Genomic DNA, 6,298 nt, shown 5'->3' with positions numbered 1-6,298 from the left:
CCAAGCCCGGGGTGGGGCGCCCGCCCAAACCCGCCCGAGGCATGCCTCGGGCCCATGGCGCCTGCGGTCCTGCAAGCCCACACCGCCCCGCCCCCGACAGTTTCCGTGTGACGGCTGGTAGATCCACGCCATGCGTGGATGAGTTCTGTCAGATTGGAATCTGATGGGGTGCGCACGTCTCTGTCACGAGGCTTCTACACATCGCTTCGGCATCTGCTGACGTAGGGTGTCCAATCATGACGCGGAGGGGCTGGCCTTCTGGGCAGCTCTCTACCCCGGGTCAGGGCGCGGCGGCGTCCGGCGGGTGCTTCATGGCTCGCTGAGAGACCTGAAAAAATGCTGGATTGTCAGGGAGTTGCTATGCGCTTGACCGGTCTGGCGGGACTATTGCGTCTTGGCTGTAAAGGCAGGCACTGGCCGCCGTGGGGTGGGGTCGGATACAGTTGGCATGTGATGTGCGTCACACTTTCAGCACATCGATGAAGGGATGCTAAGGGGGTTTCATGATTGTCCATCGTCCGCTGGCGCTCTGCGTCGGCCTGGCCTGCGCCGCCTTGGCGTTCGGGGCCCATGCTGCTTCGCCGCCGGCCAGCGCCAGCCGCGCTGACCGGATGGCCGAGATCGGCCACTACCGTGACCAGGCCCGCTGGGTCGATGCGCTGGCCGCGATCGAGCGCTCGCAGTTGCTGGAGCCCAACGACCCGCTGCTGTACAAGCTGCAGGTCCTGACCCTGGGCGACATCGGCAATGCCGACCGCGCGTGGCGGCTCTACCAGGCGCGTCCCGACCTGTTCGATGCCGACCAGAAGGCGCGCCTGGAAGCGAACTACATCGCCAAGCGGGTGAACTGGAGCCTGGCCTACGGCCAGAGCGAAGACAGCCGCCTGGACGAAGCCGAAGCATCCCTGGCGGAAATGGAGCAGTACGTGCAGCGCGACGGCACGCCGCTGGCGCAGGCGCCGCTGCGCATCCGCATGGACCGCCTGATCCTGCTCAACCGCCTGTCCCGCCATGCCCAGGTGCGCGATGAAGCGCGCGCCCTGCAGCAGGAGGGCCATGCCCTGCCCGATTACGTGCTGCCTGCGGTCGGCGATTCGATGATGGCCACCCAGCACCCGGACGAGGCCATTCCGCTGCTGGAAGCGGCAGTGAAGAACGATCCCTCGCGTTTCCAGTCGCGTTCCGAACTGGCCTACGCCTACCTCGAGACCGAGCAGGCCGAGAAGGCCATCGGCTACCTGCAGACGTGGCAGAAGGACGAGCCGGCATGGCGCTGGGGCGGCGGCAAGAGCCCGTACGCCAACTGGGCGCGCTATGAGGCCGACCTCAACCTGTCGATGATCCGCGCCTACAGCGGCGATTTGTCCACCGCGCAGCGCGAGCTGGAAGCGATGGTCGAGGTCGGGCCCGGCAATGGCGGGCTGCAGACCGCGCTGGGCAGCGTCTACCAGATGCGCGGCTGGCCGCGGCGGGCACTCGAACGCCACCAGATGGCCTACACCCTCGACCCGCGCGATGTCTCGCCGCGCATCGGCATGTACGAATCCTACGTGCAGTTGCAGCGCGACGACCTCGCCCGGCCGCTGCATGACGATCTGCTCGAGCGCTACCCCAACCAGCCCTCGGTCCAGCGCATGGACCGTGACTGGCGTGCGCACCGCGGCTGGCAGCTGCAGGCTACCGTGGAAGGCGGCCGCAGTTCCGGCGGCGGTGGCAGCTCGCCGCTGGGCAACGACGACCTGCATTACGGCACCGAAGTGGCCTCGCCCATCCTCGACGACCGCTGGCGTCTGTTCGCCTTCGCCGACCGGCGCTCGGTGACCTTCCAGGACCAGAAGATCAATCCGCTGTGGATCGGCGCCGGTGCGCGCTACCGCTTCGGCCGCGTCGATGCCGAGGCCGCCGTGGTGCGGCCCAACGACAGCATCGGCGACACCGGCCTGCGCGGCGGCTTCGGCTGGCAGTTCAACGACCAGTGGCACGCCGGCGTGACCGCCGCGCGCAACGACCCGGAAGCCTCGATGCAGGCGCGCGTGTCGGGCATCACCGCCGACAGCGTGGCGGTGGCCGTCGACTACACCCGCAACGAGCTCACCCACTGGAGCCTGGGCGGCAGCCAGTTCCGCTACGACGACGGCAACCGCCGCGACACCCTCAACACCGCGATCGAACAGCGCCTGCTGACCCGCCCGCGCGTGACGATCGATGGCCTCGGCAGCCTCTACACCAGCCGCGGCTCGCGCGACGACGTGCCCTACTTCAATCCTTCGCGCGACCGCTCGGTGGAGATCGGCCTGCGCATCGACCAGCAGCTGTGGCGCCACTACGAGCGGCACTTCCGCCACCGCCTGACGGTGTCGCTGGGCGATTACTGGCAGGAAGGCTTCGGCAGCTCGCTCATTCCCACGGTGGCCTACCGCCATGAGTGGCAGTTCGGCCAGGGCAGGATCTTCGAGTACGGCGTGAGCTGGTCGCGGCCGGTCTACGACGGCCAACGTGAACGTCATATCGGCTTCGATGCCGCGCTGCGCTGGGGAGAGTGAGATGGAACGGATGCTTCGAAACCTGATGAGCGTGCTGCTGCTGGGGCTGGCGCTGCTGGCCCTGCCGGCCGCTGCCCAGGAGCGCGACTTGGATTCGGCCGACAACGGCCTGCTGGTGCTGAGCTACCACGACATCCGCGACGATGTGCGTGAGAAGGGCGATGCCGATGCCTACGCGGTCAGCACGCAGAACTTCGCTGCGCACCTGGACTGGCTCAACGCGCACGGCTACCACCCGATCTCGCTGTCGCAGCTGATCAAGGCCTCGCGCGGCGAAGCCCAGCTGCCGCCGCGGCCGGTGCTGCTGACCTTCGACGATGGCCTGCGCAGCGTCTACAGCCGCGTCTACCCGCTGCTGCGTGCCTACAACTACCCGGCGCTGGTGGCGGTGATCACCGACTACGTCGACATGGCCCCCGGCCGCACCATCGACTACGGCTACCGCCCGTTCGGCCACGATGATTTCCTGACCTGGGACCAGCTGCGCGAGATGCAGTCCAGCGGCCTGATCGAACTGGCCAGCCATACCGACAACCAGCACCATGGCGTGCAGTCCAACCCGCAGGGCAACCAGACCCCGGCGGTGATCACCCGCACCTACGATCCGCAGACCCAGCACTATGAGACCGCGCAGCAATACGAAAAGCGCCTGCGCGACGATCTCGCGCTGAGCGTCAAGCGCATCCAGAAGGAACTCGGCGTCACCCCGAAGGCAATCGTGTGGCCGTATGCGGCCTACAACAAGCTGAGCAACGACATCGCCGAACAACTGGGCATGCCGGTGTCGTTCGACCTGGAAGGCCGCAGCACGCCGGTCACCTCCGACCTGCACGGCCTGGCCCGCCTGCTGGTGACCAACAATCCGAACGTCAGCTCGCTGGCCTTCGAACTGCGCCGCAATGTCAGCCTGGATGGCACGCGTGCGCTGCAGATCGACATGGATGCGGTCTACGACCCGGACCCGGCACAGCTGGCACGCAACCTCGACAAGCTGATCGACCGCGTCAAGAAGGTGGGCCCGACCCACGTCTATCTGCAGGCCTTCGCCGACCCCGATGGCAACAACACGGCCGACGCGCTGTACTTCCCCAACCGGCACATGCCGATGCGCGCGGACCTGTTCAACCGCGTGGCCTGGCAGCTGAAGACCCGTGCCGGGGTGAAGGTCTATGCCTGGCTGCCGGTGCTCGGCTATGAGCTGCCGGATGCAGCGCAGCGCACCGCGCTGGGCATCGCCAGCCCGGAACGCGACGGCATGTACCGGCTGGACTTCACCAAGCCGCAGGCGCGGCAGATCATCAAGGACATCTACGAAGACCTGGCGATCAATTCGTACTTCGAAGGCCTGCTGTTCCATGACGACGCCTATGTGCGCGACACCGAACTGGCACAGCTGCCGCAGGAAGGCGCCGATGGCGGCCGCACCCAGGCGCTGATCGACTTCACCCTGGAGCTGCGCGACACCGCCCAGCGCTGGCGGCCGAAGCTGGGCACCGTGCGCAACCTGTACGCGCAGCCGGTGCTGGAGCCGCAGAGCGCCAGCTGGTTCGCCCAGCGCCTGGACCTGTTCAACCAGGCCTATGACCGCACCGCGCTGATGGCGATGCCGTGGATGGAAGGCAGCAAGCACCCCGAGCGCTGGCTCGACCGGCTGGTCACGGCGGTGCGCGCGCACGACCCCGACCTCAAGCACACCATGTTCGAGCTGCAGACCGTGGACTGGCGCACGCAGACGCCGATCAGCGGCCAGCGCCTGCGCGCGCAGGTCCGCCGGCTGCAGGCACAGGGCGTGCGCCATTTCGCGTGGTACCCGGACGATTTCATCGCCGACAAGCCGTCGACCACGGACGCGCGCGCCGCGATGTCCGCGCGCAACTTCCCGTACCCGGAGAAGTGACATGGACATGAGCCCCTGGCTGTATGCCCTGTTCCAGTTCGCCTTCTTCTACCCGATGGTGATGGCGTTCTTCTGGATGTCGGGCGGCCTGTACTACTTCTTCCGCCGCGAGCGGAAGTCGCGACCGCGCAACGATCCGCCGCCGATGGACAGCTACCCGTTCGCCACGCTGCTGATTCCCTGCCACAACGAATCGGACAACCTGGACGACACCATCGGCGCGGCGCTGGCGCAGCGCTATCCGGACTTCGAAGTGATCGCCATCAATGATGGCAGCAGCGACGATACCGGCCCCCGCCTGGACGCGCTGGCCGCCCTGCACCCGCGCCTGCGCGTGGTGCACCTGGACCGCAACCTGGGCAAGGCCAATGCGCTGCGCATGGGCGCCCTCGCGTCGCGTTCGGAGTACCTGGTGTGCATCGACGGCGACGCGATGCTGGAAGAGTTCGCCATGCACTGGATGGTCTGGCACCTGACCAGCGGCCCGCGCGTGGGCGCGGTGACCGGCAACCCGCGCATCCGCAACCGCTCCACCCTGCTGGGCCGCCTGCAGGTGGCCGAGTTCTCCTCGATCATCGGCATGATCAAGCGCGCGCAGCGCGTGTACGGGCGCATCTTCACCGTGTCCGGGGTGATCGCCGCGTTCCGCCGCACGGCCCTGCACCGCATCGGCTACTGGGCCGACGACATGGTGACCGAGGACATCGACATCAGCTGGCGCCTGCAGCTGGACCACTGGGACATCCGCTACGAACCCAACGCGCTGTGCTTCATCCTGATGCCGGAGACGCTGAAGGGACTGTGGCGGCAGCGCCTGCGCTGGGCCCAGGGCGGCGTGGAAGTGCTGCTGCGGCACGGCGCGTCGTTGTTCAGCTGGCGCAAGCGACGCATGTGGGGCGTGCTGCTGGAGTACATCCTCAGCGTGTTCTGGGCGTACACCATGCTGCTGATCGTGGTGCTGTGGGCGCTGGGCAAGTTCATGCCGCTGCCGGCCCCGCTGTACATCGAGACGCTGCTGCCGCAATGGCACGGCGTGATCCTGGCCCTGGTCTGCCTGCTGCAGTTCGCCAGCAGCCTGATCATCGACCGTCGTTACGAAACCCACATTGGACGCAACTACTTCTGGGTCATCTGGTACCCGATGGCGTACTGGTTGATCAGCCTGTTCACCACCCTGGTGGCGCTGCCGAAGACGCTGTTCAAGCGCCGCGGCAAGCGTGCGACCTGGGTCAGCCCTGACCGGGGGATCCGATGAACGCCGTACGTGACACGACCGGGAAAAAGTCGTCCAACCGCTTTGATTCGCGGTTGATCCAGAAGTCGCGCCAGCAGCCGCGGCTGCAGCGCACAGCCTGGGGTTTCGTGACCCTGGCGTTCTGGGGTTTCTACTTCTACCTGTGGGCACCGCTGGTGACCCTGGTGTCCTGGCTGCTGGGCGGGCACCTGGCCTACGTGCAGCTGTACCAGCACAGCCAGCACGTGGATCCGTTCGTGATGATCGCGCTGCCGGTCATCCTGGTCTGCTGTTCGCTGCTGCTGATCGCCTGGGCGGAGTACAACCGCTACCGGTTTGGCGGCAAGGAACGGCGCGCGCCGCGCGAGGATTCCAGCCGCGAGGACATCGCGCATGCGCTGGGTGCGACAGATGCGTTGGCCGAGCAGCTGATGAATGCGAAGGCGGTGACGCTGCACATGGATGACAACGCGCGGCCGGTGGGAATGACGCGGCAGCCATTGCTGTAAGGGGTGGGTGTTGTTTTTGCAGGGCTTGCAGCCCTGCACCTGCACCTGCAGAGGCAAGGGCAACAGCAACAGCGGGCATTCCGTGGGTTGGCGGGGCACTGTGGGTTTGCGGGGA

The 6,298-nt window shown here is 66.9% G+C and carries 4 protein-coding genes; all 4 read left to right on the top strand.

The annotated features are described in order from the left end of the window. The first annotated feature begins 503 nt into the window (after nt 1-503). The 4 genes from pgaA to pgaD are packed head-to-tail and all read left to right on the top strand — an operon-like array spanning nt 504 to nt 6,183. On the top strand, nt 504-2,543 hold the full coding sequence (gene pgaA / locus IAE56_RS20315) for a poly-beta-1,6 N-acetyl-D-glucosamine export porin PgaA (protein WP_200753761.1): 2,040 nt from the start codon (nt 504-506) through the stop codon (nt 2,541-2,543). Nucleotides 2,544-2,553: 10 nt separating this feature from the next. Continuing rightward, nucleotides 2,554-4,440, top strand: a complete 1,887-nt coding sequence (gene pgaB, locus IAE56_RS20310) for a poly-beta-1,6-N-acetyl-D-glucosamine N-deacetylase PgaB (RefSeq protein ID WP_200753762.1) — start codon at nt 2,554-2,556, stop codon at nt 4,438-4,440. Between the two features lies 1 nt (nt 4,441). Continuing rightward, complete coding sequence (pgaC, locus tag IAE56_RS20305; protein ID WP_200753760.1) at nt 4,442-5,695, top strand: poly-beta-1,6-N-acetyl-D-glucosamine synthase; 1,254 nt, start codon at nt 4,442-4,444, stop codon at nt 5,693-5,695. Further along, entirely contained in the window at nt 5,692-6,183 is a 492-nt protein-coding gene (gene pgaD / locus IAE56_RS20300; RefSeq protein ID WP_200753759.1) for a poly-beta-1,6-N-acetyl-D-glucosamine biosynthesis protein PgaD, read from the top strand. The genes pgaC and pgaD overlap by 4 nt, the downstream gene beginning before the upstream one ends. Nucleotides 6,184-6,298 lie beyond the last annotated feature (115 nt).

Source organism: Stenotrophomonas sp. S41, assembly GCF_016624625.1.
Taxonomy (GTDB): Bacteria; Pseudomonadota; Gammaproteobacteria; order Xanthomonadales; family Xanthomonadaceae; genus Stenotrophomonas.
This window is presented reverse-complemented; position numbering and strand designations above follow the sequence as displayed.